15 protein-coding genes are annotated in these 16391 nt (G+C 63.7%); 9 read left to right on the top strand and 6 right to left on the bottom strand.

Annotation, left to right across the window (positions count from 1 at the left end; all coding sequences use genetic code 11):
- Positions 1–121 precede the first annotated feature (121 nt).
- Both IEY49_RS02500 and IEY49_RS02495 read right to left on the bottom strand, forming a co-directional pair.
- The gene (locus tag IEY49_RS02500; protein WP_189004268.1) at positions 122–1288 is read right to left on the bottom strand and encodes a cation:proton antiporter; all 1167 of its coding nucleotides are present in this window, start codon (positions 1286–1288) and stop codon (positions 122–124) included.
- 75 nt (positions 1289–1363) lie between these two features.
- Entirely contained in the window at positions 1364–1858 is a 495-nt protein-coding gene (locus IEY49_RS02495; RefSeq protein WP_189004266.1) for a cation:proton antiporter regulatory subunit, read from the bottom strand.
- 168 nt (positions 1859–2026) lie between these two features.
- Between IEY49_RS02495 and IEY49_RS02490 the strand changes: the two genes are divergently transcribed.
- From IEY49_RS02490 to IEY49_RS02460, 7 genes are all read left to right on the top strand, one after another.
- Positions 2027–3304 (top strand): homoaconitate hydratase family protein, encoded by a 1278-nt coding sequence (locus IEY49_RS02490; RefSeq protein WP_373291833.1) that lies wholly within the window; start codon positions 2027–2029, stop codon positions 3302–3304.
- The gene (locus tag IEY49_RS02485) at positions 3304–3831 is read left to right on the top strand and encodes a LeuD/DmdB family oxidoreductase small subunit (RefSeq protein ID WP_189004263.1); all 528 of its coding nucleotides are present in this window, start codon (positions 3304–3306) and stop codon (positions 3829–3831) included. Before IEY49_RS02490 ends, IEY49_RS02485 begins: the two co-directional genes overlap by 1 nt.
- Before the next feature lie 28 nt (positions 3832–3859).
- Positions 3860–4201, top strand: coding sequence for a hypothetical protein (locus IEY49_RS02480; RefSeq protein ID WP_189004261.1), 342 nt, complete (start codon positions 3860–3862; stop codon positions 4199–4201).
- 56 nt (positions 4202–4257) lie between these two features.
- A complete protein-coding gene (gene lysW / locus IEY49_RS02475) occupies positions 4258–4431 on the top strand; it encodes a lysine biosynthesis protein LysW (RefSeq protein WP_189004259.1) in 174 nt (57 codons plus the stop codon).
- Positions 4432–4515: 84 nt separating this feature from the next.
- On the top strand, positions 4516–5382 hold the full coding sequence (gene lysX / locus IEY49_RS02470; RefSeq protein WP_189004257.1) for a lysine biosynthesis protein LysX: 867 nt from the start codon (positions 4516–4518) through the stop codon (positions 5380–5382).
- A gap of 269 nt (positions 5383–5651) precedes the next feature.
- Positions 5652–6176: a MarR family winged helix-turn-helix transcriptional regulator gene (locus tag IEY49_RS02465; protein ID WP_189004255.1), complete on the top strand. Its 525-nt coding sequence runs from the start codon at positions 5652–5654 to the stop codon at positions 6174–6176.
- Entirely contained in the window at positions 6173–8278 is a 2106-nt protein-coding gene (locus IEY49_RS02460) for an MDR family MFS transporter (RefSeq protein WP_189004253.1), read from the top strand. The genes IEY49_RS02465 and IEY49_RS02460 overlap by 4 nt, the downstream gene beginning before the upstream one ends.
- Before the next feature lie 124 nt (positions 8279–8402).
- Here IEY49_RS02460 and IEY49_RS02455 read toward each other — a convergent pair whose 3' ends face one another.
- From IEY49_RS02455 to IEY49_RS02445, 3 genes are all read right to left on the bottom strand, one after another.
- Entirely contained in the window at positions 8403–9710 is a 1308-nt protein-coding gene (locus IEY49_RS02455) for a multicopper oxidase domain-containing protein (protein WP_189004251.1), read from the bottom strand.
- Between the two features lie 62 nt (positions 9711–9772).
- Positions 9773–10651: a hypothetical protein gene (locus IEY49_RS02450; protein ID WP_229780590.1), complete on the bottom strand. Its 879-nt coding sequence runs from the start codon at positions 10649–10651 to the stop codon at positions 9773–9775.
- 909 nt (positions 10652–11560) lie between these two features.
- Positions 11561–12343, bottom strand: coding sequence for an SDR family oxidoreductase (locus IEY49_RS02445; RefSeq protein WP_189004249.1), 783 nt, complete (start codon positions 12341–12343; stop codon positions 11561–11563).
- 165 nt (positions 12344–12508) lie between these two features.
- Here IEY49_RS02445 and IEY49_RS02440 point away from each other — a divergent pair, with 165 nt between their 5' ends.
- Complete coding sequence (locus IEY49_RS02440; RefSeq protein ID WP_189004247.1) at positions 12509–13741, top strand: alanine--tRNA ligase-related protein; 1233 nt, start codon at positions 12509–12511, stop codon at positions 13739–13741.
- Positions 13742–13755: 14 nt separating this feature from the next.
- Here IEY49_RS02440 and IEY49_RS02435 read toward each other — a convergent pair whose 3' ends face one another.
- Complete coding sequence (locus tag IEY49_RS02435; RefSeq protein WP_189004245.1) at positions 13756–14421, bottom strand: hypothetical protein; 666 nt, start codon at positions 14419–14421, stop codon at positions 13756–13758.
- A 123-nt stretch (positions 14422–14544) separates the two neighbouring features.
- Between IEY49_RS02435 and IEY49_RS02430 the strand changes: the two genes are divergently transcribed.
- Positions 14545–16233 carry a bifunctional metallophosphatase/5'-nucleotidase gene (locus IEY49_RS02430; RefSeq protein WP_189004244.1) on the top strand — a complete coding sequence of 563 codons (1689 nt, stop codon included), beginning with the start codon at positions 14545–14547 and terminating at the stop codon, positions 16231–16233.
- Positions 16234–16391 lie beyond the last annotated feature (158 nt).

Here is a 16391-nt window from a genome sequence, read left to right as displayed (position 1 = left end):
CGGACGAAAACATGGTCATGCCGGATAGACCGGCATGACTTCCGTACCGTTTTGAAGCGGCAAGTCAGGTTCACGGCAATCCCGCTATGCAAGAAGCAAACCCCGTCCCGACCGGCCGGACCTACCCGGCAGGAGTCGCCTGCTTTTTCCGGTCCAGCAGGGGCACCAGCTGAGCATCGAAGCGCGTCAGCACCGGCCCGATCATGGCTGTCAGCAGGACATAGACGGCAGCCAGAGGACCCAGGCTGGGAGCAATGCCCAGCCCCAGGCCGGCAATCAGAATGCTGAATTCGCCCCGGGGAATCAGAGTGGTGCCCGCGCGGAACCGGCCCCGGGCCTGGACGCCGGCCCGCGCGGCGCCGCGCCATCCCACGATGAACTTGGTCACACTGGTCACCAGGGCCAGCAGCGTGGCGGGCAGCAGCACCCCGGGCACACTGCTGAGGTTCAGCTGCAGCCCGAAGAACACGAAAAACACCGCCGCAAACAGGTTGCGGAGCGGTTCGACCTGATGGCGGGCGCGGTCGGCAACTTCACCGGACAGGGCAATCCCGACCAGAAAGGCCCCGATGGCCGCGCTGACCTTGAGCAGGTCGGCGATCCCCGCCACCAGCAGCACCAGCCCCAGCACGCCCAGCAGCAGGGCCTCATCGCTCTCCACGTTCATGAAACGGCTGAGCACATGGCCGTATTTCAGCGCAAGGAAAAAGGCCAGGGCGAACGCCCCCAGCGCCACCATCAGGTTCACACCGATCGCCACCAGGGTGCCGCCGATCAGCAGGGCAGCCACCACCGGCAGGTAGGCCGCCATGACCACATCCTCCAGAACGCAGACAGCCAGGATGACCGGCGTCTCGCGGTTGCCCAGCCGGCCCAGGTCGGCCAGGATCTTGCTGGCGATGCCGCTGCTGGTCAGGTAGGTGACGCCGCCCAGCAGAACCGAAGCCAGAGGTGTGAAGCCCAGCAGAACCCCGGCCACCACCCCGGGGGTGAAGTTAAGCGCCAGATCCAGCAGGCCCATGCGGCGGTGAGTCTGCAGGTTGTCTCGCAGCTCCTGGCTGGTGTACTCCAGGCCCAGGGTGAACAGCAGCAGGACGGCGCCAATTTCGGCGCCGGTGTGGATGAATTCCTCCGGAGCGTCACCCAGATGGAAGAGCGCACCCAGACCAATGCCGGCCAGCAGGTACAGCGGGATCGGGGTGATTCCCAGTCGCCCGGCTGCGCGGCCCACCAGGGCCAGGGCCAGAATCACGGCACCAAGTTCGAGAAACAGTTGTCCTAGGGGCACGTCGGACCTCCGGTGAAAGAAGAGGCAGGCCGGTCAGCGGCGTGCAGCAGAAGGAAGGTGCAGAGTGGTACCGGATCAGCCGGAGAAGGTGCCGCGGAGCAACTGGGCGGCGCGGGTGACCCCGTTGGGTGTACCCACGACAACCACCGTATCGCCGGCCTGCAGCGGGAACTCCGGCCCCGGGGCAGGGATGGCGTGGCCGTCGCGCATGACCGCCACGATGCTGGCTCCGGTCCGGGTCCGCATCATGGTGTCGCCCAGAGGGTGGCCCGCGTAGGGACTGCTCGCTTCAAACGGCAGCCAGTCCATGGCCAGACCCTCGATGTCCTGCATGCTCTGGCTCATCCGGCGCGTCACTGTGCTGCCGCCAAGCAGATCGGCCACCGCTTCAGATTCGTCGTCGGCCAGCACGATGCTCATGGCACAGGCATCCGGGTCGTCGCGGCGCGACACGAAAATCTCACGGCGGCCGTCGCGGTGCGTGATCACGCCCACGCGCTTGCCATAGCGCCCGTCGAAGTCATAACGGACCCCTACTCCGGGGAGGGCGGTTTCGTCGAGCTTCACCATAGCCCTCAGCATAGCGGCGCTGGTCGCTTCTTACGGGGCGGCGGGCACCGTCGATACACAGAGGAGAGGTGATGGGCCGCCACCTTGTTGGGCACCCTATTTGCAAATGACAGGCGAATGGCGTGAATTCCAGTCAATCTTACGCTGAGGCCGTGAAAACACGCCAGAATGCCGGACATGACTGCCTTGCCCTTCCGCCCGCAGACCATGGCGGAGAAAATTCTGTCCAGACGTGGTGATCAGACCGTCTACGCCGGCGACCTTGCGGTGGTGGACGTCGACCAGGTGATGGTCGTGGATTCGATTGCCCAGAGCTTTATCGAACGGATGCAGCGCGACCTGACCGCGGTGCCCAAGTACCCCGAGCGCGTCAGCATCGTGATTGACCACGTGGCCCCGGCCAGCACCGTGTCGGTGGCCCAGGCCCAGAAGGAAGCCCGTGAATATGCGGCCCAGACGGGTGTTAGGCTCTTCGACGTCGGACGGGGGATCTGCCATCAGGTGCTGGTCGAGGAGAATCTGGCGCGGCCCGGCTGGATCGTGCTGGGGTCCGACAGCCACTCCACCACCTACGGCGCGGTGGCTGCCTTCGGGTCCGGCATGGGTGCCACCGACATTGCCCTTGCGGCAGCCAGCGGGAAAACCTGGCTGAAGGTGCCTGAAAGCGTCAAGGTCAGCTTCACAGGTGAGCTGCGGCCCGGCGTGACCGCCAAGGACGTCGCCCTGGAGATGATCCGGGTGCTGGGGGCCGACGGCGCCACCTACCAGAGCATCGAGATGCACGCCGGCGACCGCTTTACGCGCGGCGAACGCATGACGCTGGCCAACCTGTGTGTCGAGGCCGGAGCTAAGGCCGGGCTGGTGGTGCCGGGCGGCGAGATCCTGACCAGTTACGGCTATGACGTGCCCGAGTGGGTGTATCCCGACGAGGGTGCTACCTATGTCCGCGACATCACGCTGGACCTGAGCGCCCTGAACCCGCGCATGAGTGCCCCGAGCGAAGTGGATAACGTGCATGACGTGGCACAGCTGCGGGGCCTCAAGGTCGATCAGGTGTTTATCGGAACCTGCACCAACGGACGCATTGAGGACCTGCACGCGGCTGCCGACGTGCTCCGCGACCGGCGCGTCAGCCCGAATACCCGTCTGCTGGTGATTCCGGCCAGCAGTCAGGTAATGGAACAGGCGATGGTGGACGGCACCCTGCTGACGCTGCAACGTGCCGGAGCAGTCCTGGGAACCCCCGGTTGCGGTCCGTGCATGGGACGTCACCAGGGCGTCCTGGCGCCGGGTGAGGTGTGCGTCAGCACGTCCAACCGCAACTTCATCGGTCGCATGGGGGACAAGGACGCCCAGATCTATCTGGCCAGCCCTGCGGTGGCCGCAGCCACGGCCGTGATGGGGAGAATTGCCCTGCCCGCCGACCTGTCCGGGGCGGTCGCCTGATGCCACGTGTCTGGAAGTTTGGCGACAGCGTGAATACGGACGACATCCTGCCCGGCAAGTTCGCACCGTTTATGGCCGGCGAGGATGTGTTCCAGACCTTCGCCTTCCACTACATCCGCCCGGAATTCGCCTCGCAGGTGCAGCCCGGAGACCTGCTGATCGGGGGGCGAAACTGGGGTTTGGGCTCCAGCCGCGAATATGCTCCGCAGGCGCTCAAAAAGCTTCAGATTGGCGGCATTGTGGCCCCGAGCTTCGCGCGCATTCACTACCGCAATCTGCTGAACCTCGGTATTCCGGCTTTCGAGCACGACCTGACCGGCCTGCTGGAAGACAGGGACGAGGTGTCGCTGGACATCAACACCGGCCTTCTGACCTATTCAGGCGAAGGCGCACGGAGCGGAACGGTGCAGCTGCCGCCTCCGCCGGAGTTCCTGCGGGAGGCGCTGGCCGAGGGCAGCATCCTGGCATTCTTCAAGAAATATGGCCGCTTTCCCGGGGAGCGTGTGCCCGCTGAAGGGCCCAACTGAAAGGGGAGACACGTCCTACACTGAAGGCATGCCGACCCTGGAAATTGACTGTCCCGTGTGTGCGGAAGTCCTAGAGCTGACAGACGCCGATCGTGCCGAACTGCAGGTGGGAGATGTCATCGTGTGTGACTCCTGCAACGCGGAAATGGAAGTAACCCGCAACGCCCCCGGCGAGGACTTTGAGCTCGAGCTGATGGGAGTCCTGACCCAGTGCCCCAGCTGCGGAGAGGAATTTGACGTTACCGACGAGATGATCGACGCGGCGCCGGTCATCGAGAGCGGGGACGGAGCCACGGTCAGCGTGGTTGAATGCCCCCACTGCCGGGCGCGAATTGAACTGGAGTTTGAAGAAACCGCTGGACCTGCCTAGACAATAACATTTGGAAATCAAAGGATACTTTAACCTAGCAACTGTAAGGAGTAAGTATGTCTGTAATTCAATTTGAAAACCCCGATACCGGTGCCACCATCGAGCTGACCAACCCTGAACTCGGCGAGCTGGTCATTGACGATGAAACCGGCGTGGAATACGAAGTTGTGTCGGTCGATCCGCCCCGCCTGGAAGCCGCGCCGCAGGAAGCGGAGGACTGGGGCGAGTAAGTCTTAGGGGACCCGGCGCGGTCAGGTGCAGCCCGCAAGTGCTGCCTGACCGCGCCGCCCTTGAGCCTTGTCCCGAGACCGCTTATGGCCAACCTCGCCGTTATTTACGACCGCATCCGCCCCGACGAGAAGATGCTCTTCGAGGCGCTCGATGACCTGGGGGTGCCTTACGACAAGGTCTATGCCCCGCACCTGAACGTGACGTTTGACCAGCAGGGTGCCGCTCAGGTGCCCTGGAAGGTCGCCATCGAGCGCTGCGTGAGCCAGACGCGCGGGCACGCGGTAACCCGCGCTCTGGAAGCTTTTGGGGTCAGAGTCATCAACCCCGCGCATGTCATCGAGCTGTGCGGCGACAAGCTCGCCACGAACTCGCGCCTGCACGCCGCGGGAATCGCCACCCCACGCACGGGAGTGGCCTTCGACGGCGAAAGCGCCCTGCAACTGATCGAGAGCTTGGGCTATCCGGTGGTCCTGAAACCTACGGTGGGGTCCTGGGGCCGGATGGTCAGCCGCCTGAACGACCGTGACGCCGCCGAAGCCGTGATCGAGCACAAGGAAGTGCTGGGCGGGCCTCAACATGGCGTCTTCTACGTGCAGGAACTGGTCAACAAGCCCGAGCGCGATATCCGCGCCTTTGTGGTCGGCGGCGAGTGTATCGGTGCCATCTACCGCACCAGCGAGCACTGGATTACCAACACGGCCCGCGGCGCCCGGGCCAGCAATTGCCCGGTCACGCCGGAGATCGCCGATCTGGCGCTGCGTTCGGCCAGGGCTGTCGATGGGCAGATCGTGGCCATAGATCTGGTAGAGGACCCCGAGCGCGGCCTGCTGGTGATTGAGATCAACCACACCATGGAGTTCAAGAACAGCGTGTCCACCACCGGCGTCAATATTCCGCGCAGGATGGGAGAGTACGCCATCAGTCTGCTGAATGACCACGCTCTGGCCTGAGGGCGCAGATAGATGACGTTGCGACCGTTGCCGACCGGCAATGGTCGCTTCCTTATGTGTGGTAAGGAGATACACCTTGCGGCGGGAAAGGGATTTTGTCAGGCAGGCATGGTGCTGGACCCGGAACGACTCCTCAAAACTTCCAGGCCCATCTGGTCATCCGAATCCTGGATGAACCGTCTCTGTACGCCATCCGGCGTACCTTGACACCCGAAACAGTCCAGAGCACCATACTGTCTTATGTGTAAGACTGTTTTAAGGTTGCAACTATGAACCCGAGCCGTCTCCCTGCTGAAGAGCAACCGGAACTTCCAGCCGCGAACCTGGAGGCTGCAGCCGCGCTGGGCAACGTCATGAAGCAGCTGCACCGGCACATCAGCAGCCAGGTCATGCACGGCATGCAGGCGGAACTGGTGGATCTGGACCTGTCTTTTTCGCAGATGACGGCCCTGCACCAGCTGCGCGCCGGCGGTGAGATGACGGTCACTGAACTGTCGGCCCGGACCCGTCTGAGTGTCCCGGCGGCCAGTCACCTCGTCGAGCGGCTGGTCCAGCGCGGCCTGGCGGCCCGCATGGAAAATCCGGACAACCGCCGCGAGAAGGTCGTGACCCTCACTCCAGCCAGCCTGGACGTGCTCGGCAAGATGGACCGCAACTTTATGGGTGCCTATGTCAGCACCTTTGCCCACCTGCAGCCCCAAACGGTTCAGGCCGCGGCTCGGCATGTTGCGGCTCTGCTGCAGGAACTCGAATCCCTCAACCCCGAATCCTGCGCGTTCAAGGAGAACCCATGAGCCAGTCTGCACAGGCGGCGCCCGAAGGGCACATCGACTACAGCAAGACGCTGGACCTGCCCACCAAACGGTTGATCCTCTTTGGTGTGCTTCTGGGGCTGTTTCTCAGTGCGCTGGACCAGACGATTGTCGGCACCGCCATGCCGCGCATCATCGATGAGCTCAATGGTCTGAACCTGTACTCGTGGGTGACCACCGCGTACCTGCTGGCCAACACTGCGCTGGTGCCTATCTACGGCAAGCTGTCTGACCTTTACGGGCGCAAGCCGGTTCTGATGTTCGGCATCGTGGTGTTCCTGATCGGATCGATGCTGTGTGGAATGGCGGGTGAGGCCTTCCTGGGCAACCTGTTTGGTGGGGGCATGATGCAGCTGGTCGTGTTCCGGGGCCTGCAGGGTGCCGGCGGCGCGGCGCTGGGTGCCGTGGCCTTTGCCATCATCGCCGACCTGTTCGAGCCGGCCGAGCGGCCCAAGTACCAGGGGCTTTTCGGCGCCGTCTTCGGGCTGAGCAGCGTGATCGGGCCGCTGCTGGGGGGCTGGCTGACCGATTACGTCTCGTGGCGCTGGGTGTTTTACGTCAACCTTCCGCTGGGGCTACTGGCCCTGGCCTTCCTATGGTTCAAGATGCCGCGGCTACAGAGTGGGCTCAAAGCCAAGGTGGACTGGCTCGGCGCATTCCTGATCCTGGTGTTCGCCGTGCCCCTGCTGCTGGCCCTGACCTGGGGCGCCGACGGCAACTATGCCTGGACCAGCCCGACGGTGCGGGGGCTCTTCGGACTCAGCGCTGTGAGCCTGATCGCCTTCCTGTTCGTAGAAAGCCGTGTGGACAGCCCCATCATCCCGCTGCACCTGTTTCGTAATCCTACCTTTGCGTGGGGCTCACTGGCCCGCTTTCTGTTCGGCGCAGCGTTCCTGGGCGCCATCCTGTTCCTGAGCCTCTATCTGGTGCAGGTGCAGGGTGTCAGTGCGACGGCTGCCGGGACGGCCACCATTCCGCTGACCTTTGGTCTGATTTTCGGGGCCATCGTGAGCGGTCAGATTGCCAGCCGGATGGGCCGCTACAAACCACTGATGCTGATTGGCCTGAGCCTGATGATGCTGGGCTTCTACTTCCTGTCCACCCTGAACGCCGATACCAGCTACAACTCCGTGATTCTGCGCATGGTGCTGCTGGGTCTCGGCATCGGGCCGGCCATGCCGCTGTACACCACGGCCCTTCAGCTTTCGGTCAAACCCTGGGAGATGGGCGTGGCGACCAGTGCCGGGCAGTTTTTCCAGCAGATGGGCAGCACCATCGGCACGGCCATTTTTGGCGCACTGCTCACGACCGGCCTGACCGAAAACCTCAGCACTTCGTTTGCTGCCCAGGCAAGCGCCAACACGGGCACCGTCGCCACCACCCTGCACCGCATCAGTGCCCAGGTGGCCCGGGGCGAAAATGATGGGCCGGTAGACCGTAACGCCTCCCCCCCCAGCAACGAGGAGATCCGGGCGCGCTTTGCCAGACTGAGGCAGAACGTGACCAGTGCGGTGCAGACCGGAGACAGAGACTCCATTGCTGCCCTGCGCGGGGACAACACGTTGCCTCAGGAGGCCAGAACGCAGTTCACGCAGATTCCGGAAGGGGGCGTTGCGGCTGGCGTACGCAGCGGTTTTGACCAGACTTACAGCGCCATTGCTGCGGCCGTGGGCAGCGGAGAACCCGCCCGGGTCAAAGCGGTGGCGGCCAACCCGCAACTGCCTGCTGCCCTGCGTGAGCGGCTCAGTGCCGTGCCTGCGCCGGCACTTCAGGATCAACAGGTCCGCGCTCAACTTCTTGCTGGCATCCGTCAGGGGCTCGACGCTGGCAAAGATCAGGCGGCCCGGCGGGCCGAGCAGCAGGCCCTGAGCCGCGCCCTGAGCGGCATCAGTGACGGCGAGAAGATCGCTCTGGCCAGCGCGCGGGCGGCCAAGGTCGCGTTTGCCGAGTCTGTGGCTCACATCTATCTGTACTGCATCTTTGCGGCGTTCCTGGCCCTGCTGGCCACGCTGATGATGCCCAACCTGACCATTCCAAGGCGTGAAAAGGGCGACAGGGCCATGCCCGCCCACGCGGAGATCTGACAGCAGATGCCAGAAAGGGGACGACGCCGATGTCGTCCCCTTCTTCTGGTCTATGGACACTCGTTGTTGGACCGGTCGATCCGGCCAGACAGAAGGAACTGAAGGCTGAACACCTGCCTGGCCCTCACTCCACCCTGATGGTGCCGGTCATGAAAGGGTGAGGCAGACACCGGTAGGTGTACGTGCCTTTCTTGCCGAGGACCTCGCTGATGCTGCCGCCTCTGGGCAGACCACGTGTGGTCTCGGTGCCGTCCGGGGCGCGGAGCACCAGACCATGGGCCACGAAGTCCGCATTGCTCCAGCGCACTGTCGTGCCCTGTTTCACACGCATTTCTCCCGGACTGAATTTGAAGCCCGCTGCGCGCACGACCGGTGAGTGCCGGTCATCCAGAAGCGGCAGGCTGGTGCTAGCAGCAGCCCCGTGATGGTGACCGGCCTGGGCCGCCTGTGGGTCCGGCCTGCCGTGCTGGTCCAGCGGCGGGCCGCCGTTGACCATGAAGTGAATGCCCCCCGGGTACACGCCGTCATTGGTGGCATGGGGGCCGGTATGGTCATGAAAGACAAAGCGCCCGTCACGTCCCTTGACCAGCAGGTCGTAGCGCTCGCCGGGCGCGATGAGCAGGGTGTCGGCCTCATACGGCTGGGGCAGGTCGTGGCCGTCCTTGGCCATCACCAGGAAGGTGACGCCGTGCAGGTGCATGGAGTGCTGGGTGTACCCCATGTTGATCATCCGCAGCAGGCTGACGTCACCGGGCGGAATCTGCAGGTCCGGAATCAGTGGAGCGGCCTTGCCGTTGACCAGAAAGTAATTGGCCTTGGGCCTGTGCACCGGGTTGTTCGGGTCCTGGCGGCTGTCCCAGTCGTCCAGGATCAACGTGTGCTCGCTTTTCCAGACCCTGGCTTTGGAGTCGGCAGGCTCCACGATCAGGGCGCCGTACATACCCATGTTCAGGTGCAGGTTGGTCTGGAAATGGCAGTGGTAGGCGAAGGTGCCGGCCTCGGTCGCCACGAACTCGTAGATAAAGCTCTGGCCGGGCAGCACCTCGTCCAGGCCGTCCATGCGCTGGGCCACAGAAATGATGCCGTGAGGATGAATGGTGTGCGGCTGATCGAAGGTATTGCGCAGTGTCAGCCGCACCAGATCCCCCTGCCTGACCCGGATCTCGGGCCCCGGCACGCGCACCGGCTGGCCCGGAATCGCAAACGCCCACTGCTCTACCCGTACCCCGGGCGCGATCTCCGCGGTGATCCGGCGCACATCCAGCGTGAATTCACGGACCCGGCCGGTATACCGGCTCACTGGCACGGTGCCCACCGGTTGCCGCAGGAAGCGGTCGATCAGGCCCGGGCGGCCCAGGCCGCCGGGCGGTCCGGCCACTGTCGGACCGATCAGCGCGACAAGGACGGCAATCAGCGTAGCAAGCCGGTTCACGGGTCCTCCAGGTGGTGGCGCAGGGGCGTCCCGGCAGGCGGGGGCTCAGCGAAGAGTGACGTTCAGCGCACGGTAATGAAGCGGGTCATGCCGATCATGGCGTGCGGCTTGTGGGTGGCGGGATCAGTGACGAAGCAGGCCGCGAAGTAGGTTCCAGGCTTAAGGGTGAGGGGCACGAAATTGGCCTTCCCGGACGAAAGTACGCCGGTTCCGATGTACGAGTTAAAGTCGACGGGCGGCTCACCCTGGGCCTGATCTCCCGCTGCAAGGAACTTCATAACGTCCTCGGGGGTCTTTCCAGCTTTCAGCGGGACCAGCATCAGGAAATGGGGTTGCCTTCCATGATTAACCACTTCCCACATATGGGTTCCAGCGGTGACTTGCGTAGGTGGTAGTGCCAGGGCAAAATCTGCCAGCTGAACCATATACGCTGCTTTGGGGGCTGCTGCCGTGTTGGTCCCTTTGACCACGGTGAAGGCCTTGAAAAATCCTGTGTTGGCCAGCGCCTGAGGATTTTTTTCGGCGTTGTTGGTGCTGGTGGTCGTGAGCACGTAGTTGCCGGGCTCAAGATTGACGGTCATGGTGTAGGTGGCTTTGGGAGGCAGTTGCTGCGCACCGCCATACAGGTCTGAAGCCTTGATCATCGCCGCCTCCAGGGCAGCCATGTCTCCCTGATGGGTTTGAGATCCGAGCGCAAAGGCAGTGACCGCGCGTTTAAGGGTTTCGGCCGTCACGCCGCTTTTCAGCTTGAACAGCTGCATCTCGATGGGCGCGACGCCATCATTCTTAAAGTTCATCTGCACGAACCCTGAGGGGAGTTGTGCTGGGGCCTGGTATCCCTTGGTCGTCGCTGTGATCTCGACTGCAGGAGCCCGCTGCGCCGCCGCGTGGCCAAGCAGGCACAGGGTGAGGACCGACATGGCAAACCGAGCTTCCTTCATATAAATCTCCTTTACCTCCGATAGAACGTATGCCGCCTGCACCGGATAAATTTTCGGTGTTGCTCCAGTGGCCGTGCCAGAGAGGGCTATTGCTGGCTCGCGGCGCACGGCACCTGGTGGAATGAATGGACTTTGTCGCCACGCCTCTTGTGGCGATCGCGACGCACTTCGAACCGCACAGAGACAGATAAAGAAGAGGGCCGTAGCATTTGAATATCTGTAATCTGTCTGCCATGCTGCGAGGCGTCATGCTTTATGGCCTCACCCCTATACCAAGGACTCAGCGTTGTGACGCAGGTGCGCACCCATATTGCGGGCTTTATATCTGCTGCCCATAACCGGAGGTCGAAGCCGCCGCAAAAGCTTGAATACCGATCTGAATCAGCAATTGTTAAAAAGCTTAAATTATCTCATTTTGTGCTTGTGGATAAGAAATATCCAGGGATGCACAAGACTCGTTCATTTATACAATCTTAATCTTGCTGATACGGGGATAGAAGTAGAAGGAGGCGATGTGGGAATGGCTGGAGCCGCACCAAAGGGCTCTACGCAGCCTGATTGGCATCGGCAATTCGTCAGACGCAAACTCCACCCCAACGAACTGCGAGTCCGTAGGGTGGAGAAGAATTAAATCCGCTTTTTTGCTGGCAAAGCTTCCCGGCACAACCTGAGAATTCCAATGTGCTGCCTGCCGTAATCGATTTTGATATCGGTCGCCGGGTCGATGCTCCCCACTCAGGAATCAGACTAGCCGTGCGAGAAAGTCGATGCAAAGCGGCGCCGTTACCATCCTGTATCGAATGTCTCCGTCGACCGCCACACAGATCTGTAGCGTGCCTCCCTAGCCCCGGTTGTGAACGGGATACTACGAGGCGTGTGGTGCTCCTCGGTTCAATTGACGGAGTCCGCTCAGCGTAGCAGGGACGCGCCTCCATCCACGTAGATTTCAACGCCCGAGACATGACGCCCCAGGTCGGAGGCCAGGAACAGGCAGGTATCGGCCACATTCACGGGGTCGCCCTCACCCTCGTTCAGCGCGGGACTTCCCTGAGGCAATTCGACCTCAATCCCGATCTCCTCGGTGTGGCGCTGCTCGGTACGCTCCTGAATATTGGTGTGAATCAGCCCCGGGCAGACCGCATTACAGCGGATATTGTCCCGGCCGAGTTCCAGGGCGATCATCTTCATGAATGCGACCTGTCCGGCCTTGGAGGTGCTGTAGGCACTGGCTCCGGCAGTAGAGAACGTGCGGTTCCCGTTGACACTGCTGGTGATGATGATGCTGCCGCCACCTGCGCGCTTCAGGTGGGGCACAGCGAAGTGAACTGTCAGATAGGTGCCCTTGAGATTGATGTCGAGGGTCTTGTCCCATTCATCGGGTTGCAGTTCATCAATCGGGGTCCAGACGCCGTTGATTCCGGCGTTGGCAAACACGATATCGAGCTGCCCGAACTCACTGATGGTGGCCTCAATGGCTTTGCGGACTGATTCCGGGTCGCTGACATCGCAGTTCACGTACAGGGCCTGGGCGCCCTGGCCGCGGATTTCGTCGCGAATGCGCTCGCCTTCCTCGTCCTGAACGTCGGCCAGCACGACCCTGGCTCCTTCCTGGGCGAAACGCAGTGCCGTGCCTGCCCCGATCCCACTTGCACCGCCCGTAATGAACGCGACCTTGCCGTTTAACATGCCCATGCCACTTCCTCCCATGCCCACACCATTCAGGCAGTGTCTGTGGTGTTCTCTGCAGACACGTGCACGCTACGCCTGCAAATCGTGGCCCGCCTGATAGGTCTCTTGTGCTTCTCTTGACGCGCGCACCCGGTGCCTCCCTGCGGGCATTCGCCTACCCTGTCTGGAATGACCCTGGCTGCTACCCGCCCGCTGTACCACGAGGACCCGGCCCAGCTGACCTTCGCTGCAACCGTCCTCGACGTTCAGGCACACGAGATTGCCCTGGACGCAACTGCGTTCTACCCCGAGGGAGGTGGTCAGAACACCGACATCGGGGTCTTGCGCTGGTCAGGCACAGAGGCGCGCATGGTTGCGGCCCGCAAGGACAAGACCACCGGGGTGATCTGGCACGCGCTGGCCGGGGACCTGCCGCCGCCCGGAACCGTCGTCACCGGTGAGGTGGACGCCGCCGTGCGCTGGCGACATGCTCAGCGCCACAGCGGCGAGCACCTTCTTGCGCAGACTTTTGCCCGTGTCAATCCGGTATTTCAGGTGGCGGCCGTCAGCATGCGCAGCCCTGAGTGCACCCTGGACCTGCGCGGCGACCCGGCCGAGTCGCACGTTCGCGCTGCCGAGGCGCTGCTGAGAGAAACGCTGGGCCGCCGTGACTTGCAGCTCCACACGCCCACCGTCGCGGAAGACCAGCTCAGCTCCTATCCGCTGCGCCGCGAGACCCAGGTGCGGGGACAGGTCCGGCTGGTGATTTTTCAGGAGCCGGGCGGCGCGCCTTTCGATGTCAGTGCCTGCGGAGGCACCCACGTTCCTCGCGCCGGCCTGGCTGCCCCGGTGGTCATCCTGCGGACCGAACGTCAGAAGGCCGGGCTCACGCGGGTGGTCTTCATGGCCGGGGAAGAGGCCGCAGAGTACCTCAGCGGCGTGTACCACTCGGCCCGCACCCTGGCCCAGGGATTCAGCGTGCCGGTCGAGAGGCTGCCCGAGCGGGTGGCGGCGCTGACCGCCGAGCGCGACACCCTGCGGGTGGCGGCGGACGTACTGCGCGAACAGCTGGCCGGTGCACTGCTGGAGGCCCGGCCCCTCCAGGCGGCCGGCACGGTTCCCCTGAGGGAAATACAGCTGGACGCTCCTGAACTACTTGCTCCGCTGCTGGCCAGGGTGCCCACAGGGACCGTGGTGGTGGCGTACACCCCGCAGGGGCGCTGCGGGGTGGGAAGCGCCCTTCCAGGAGTTAATGCGGGCGAGGTGCTGCGGACGGCTCTGGCACGCGCCGGTGGCAAAGGTGGGGGCCGGGCCGAACTTGCCCAGGGCAATACCGGTGATGTGCAGCTGTTCAGCGAAGCCGTCCGCGAGACGCTGGCCGGGCTCAAGCCGGATCCCCTGCGGACTCAGATCAGCTCCTGAGCAGCTGGCCGGGGTCAGGGAACCCGGCGGAACTTGCCAGCGCTGGCGTGCCAGCTGAGCTGCATCGGACGGGTGACCAGCGAGGGGTCCACCCCGGCTGCCCTGCAGACATTCACAGCCTCAGGAGGCGGCACGGCCACCGCTGTCAGCCCCGCACCGAAGCGGGCAGGCAGGTAGCTGACCCCCAGGCTTACACCTTTCAGGCAGCTGTACGCGGGTCCGGAATAAAAATCGGCGTCCCGTAGCAATGGGATCACGGCGGCCTCGCTGGTCACGCGCCACCCCTTTGGCCCGACCCAGCCAAAGGTGGTGCGGGCCGTGCAGCGGTCCAGACGGCACCATTCGCGGTTCAGCACCAGAAGTCCCTCGCGGCTGGTCTTGGCATACAGGGCGGCGCGCACGGTCGTGAACATCCCGGATTCCGAGTGAAGCCCACGCCACTCCAGGAAATGATTGGCCGGGTCGAGAACCTGCAGTTCGAACAGGTTCTGAAGGGCGTCCCAGCCCAGCCCTTCCTTGCGGGCCCAGGCCAGCAGTGAACCCTCGCTGGGCACCAGCGGCAACGCCGCCACCGCCTGCCGGACAGCGTCCAGCATCTGGGAGCCGGGCTCGGCGGTCTGCGCCTGTCCAGCCGTCCAGCCCACGCCCAGTGCCAGCGTCAGCACATGGCTTCTTCGCACTGGTCCAGTGTAAAGGGGAGCCGGGGCAACGGAGCGGGCGCGCTCAGTCAACCCATCCGGGTAGGTCCCTGCCCGCCCCGCCGGATGCGCGACAGTCGCTCTGCGAGATATGCTGAGGTGTACATGAAACGCCAACTCACTCTGATCGGCGCAGCCCTGACCCTCAGCAGCTGCACCATGCTTACCGGCCCCACCACCCAGGATGTCACTGTTATCGGTGTCAACGACCTGCACGGCAATCTGCTGCCCACCAGCTTCCGCGTTCCTGATCCTGCCGACCGTACCAAGACCCTGACCGTTCAGGCTGGCGGCGTCGAGGCCATCGGCACTGTGCTGGCCCGCGCCCGTGCGGCCAACCCCAACACCGTGTTCGTTGGGGTTGGTGACATGACCGGCGCCAGCCCTCTGATCAGCGCCCTGCTGCGCGACGAGCCCACCATTCTGGCACTCAACGGTCTGGGCATGCAGGTCAACGTCCTGGGCAACCATGAATTCGACTATGGGATCAAGGAACTGCAGCGCTACCAGCGCGGCGGCTGTGACAGCAACGCCCCCGAGATCGCCTGTAAGTTCGACCCCACCTTCAAGGGCGCGGCCTTCAACTACATTGCTGCCAACGTGTTCGACAGCACGACCGGTCAGCGCGTGTTCCCGGCCTACAAGATCGTGAAGTCCGGCAACGCCCGCATCGCGTTCGTGGGTGCCGTGCTCAAGGACACCCCCTCGGTGGTCACCCCGAGCGGTGTGGCGGGGCTGCGCTTCGAAGACGAGGTCGCCTCCATCAACCGCGTCATGCCCGAGATCCGCCGTCAGCGCCCTGACGCCATCATCGCCCTGGTCCACCAGGGGGGCGCCAGCCGCGACACCTTCGATACCATCAACTGCAAGACCCTGACCGGCGACATCGTCAAGATTGCCCAGGGCATCGACCCTGCCGTCGGCGCCATCATGACCGGGCACACCCACCGCGGCTACAACTGCGCTGTTGCCGGTCCGACCGGCGTGGAGCGCCCGGTGATTCAGGGTGACGCTTACGGGCACCTGTTGCAGCGTCTGGACCTGACCGTGGACACCCGCCTGCACCGCCTGGTGAGCATCAAGGCCAGCAACGTTGTCGTGGATGCCAAGGAACTGCCCAAGGACGCCGCCATGACCGCTCTGGTCCAGAAGGCCAAGGGCATGACTGACCCGCTCGCGCAGCGTGTGGTGGCCACCCTGGGGGTCGAGCAGATCACCCGTACGGCTGCTCCCAACGGCGAAAGTGCTCTGGGCCGTCTGATCGCCGACAGTCAGCTGGCCGCAACCAGCGCCGCTGCAAAGGGCGGCGCCGTGGTGGCGTTCATGAACCCCGGCGGCATCCGCGCCGATCTGCCGGTCAACGTGCCCAACCCCAACCGCACCGTGACCTATGGCGACGTGTTTGCCGTACAGCCGTTCGGCAACATCCTGCAGGTAATTACCCTGACCGGCGCGCAGATCAAGGCCGCCCTGGAGCAGCAGTTCGATAACCCCGCTGCTGGCCAGAACCGCATGCTGCAGGTCAGCAAGGGCTTTACCTACACCTGGGACAACGCCAAGCCCAAGGGCGAGAAGGTCAGCGACATCCGTCTGAACGGCCAGCCGCTGGATATGAACGCCAAGTACCGTGTGGCGCTGAACAGCTTCCTGGCGGACGGCGGCGATAACTTTACCACCTTCGCACAGGGCACCGACCGCCTGGGCGGCGACCTGGACCTGGACGCCTTTCAGAACTTCCTGAAGGCCAGCCCCGCGAGCCCCGACACCACCGAGCGCGTCAAGCGCCTGAACTGAACTGTCAGGTCTACAAACAGAGGGGTGCCCAGACGGGTGCCCCTCTCTTTTTTTCTATGACGGCAAAGGGAGCTTGACGAGGCGCTCCTCGAGATCCAGCAAGTAGGGTTCGGGATCACGCCGGAAGCGTAACTGCTTGCGGCGCCGCTCATGGCGCC

The sequence above is a fragment of the Deinococcus malanensis genome, from assembly GCF_014647655.1.
Taxonomy (GTDB): Bacteria; Deinococcota; Deinococci; order Deinococcales; family Deinococcaceae; genus Deinococcus; species Deinococcus malanensis.
The sequence above is the reverse complement of the archived record's forward strand: the minus strand, read 5'-3'. Positions and strand labels throughout refer to the sequence as shown.